Annotated in this window: 1 protein-coding gene; it reads right to left on the bottom strand. The window is 51.9% G+C overall.

Annotation, left to right across the window (positions count from 1 at the left end):
* Positions 1–18: 18 nt before the first annotated feature.
* Positions 19–869, bottom strand: an 851-nt coding sequence (locus tag V6944_RS23275) for an IS3 family transposase (RefSeq protein ID WP_333500671.1), incomplete at its 5' end; no start/stop codon positions are given.

The following is an 869-nucleotide window of genomic DNA, read 5'->3' as shown; positions in this document are numbered from 1 at the left end:
TGAATCGCCACGGATAATCTAGACACTTCCGAGCCGTTGATAATACTGGTTTTCATATTCTGTCGGTGACATCTGATCGCTAGAACCATGCCGACGCTTACTGTTATAAAACATTTCGATGTAATCAAAAATATCGCTGCGGGCTTCTTCCCGCGTTCCGTAGATCTTTTTCTTTATCCGTTCGCGTTTCAACAACTGGAAAAAGCTTTCTGCAACCGCATTATCATGGCAGTTACCGCGACGGCTCATGCTGCCTTCCAGGCCGTGTGATTTCAGGAACGACTGCCACTCATGGCTTGTGTACTGACTGCCCTGATCCGAATGAACCAGCACCTGTTTTTGGGGATTACGCCGCCATACAGCCATCAGCAGTGCGTTCAGGACAATGTCCTTTGTCATCCGGGATTGCATGGACCAGCCGATAATTTTGCGTGAGAACAGATCAACAACCACGGCAAGATACAGCCAGCCTTCGTGGGTCCTGATGTAGGTTATGTCCGTTACCCAACGCTCATCCGGAGCATCCGGATTGAACTGTCTCTGGAGCCTGTTGGGCGACACGATACTGGCCTCGCCTTTACGTGCCCGCGGGCTCCGGTATCCGACCTGAGCCTTTATCCCGACACGTTTCATCAGTCGCCAGACCCTGTTCACTCCGCACGGTTGCCCGCTGTCCCGCAGATCCAAATGGATTTTGCGATAACCATAGACGCATCCCGATTCCAGCCAGAACTGTTTAATCTGTCCTGTCAGTCTCAGGTCTGCCTGATGGCGTTGTGAATGCGGCTGCTGAAGCCAGGCGTAAAAACCACTGGGATGAACATCCAGTACCCGACAGAGCAGGCGAACAGGCCAACAACAGGTGTTGT

Origin of the sequence: Kluyvera sp. CHPC 1.2972 (assembly GCF_036759925.1) — a bacterium.
Taxonomy (GTDB): Bacteria; Pseudomonadota; Gammaproteobacteria; order Enterobacterales; family Enterobacteriaceae; genus Kluyvera.
This window is presented reverse-complemented; position numbering and strand designations above follow the sequence as displayed.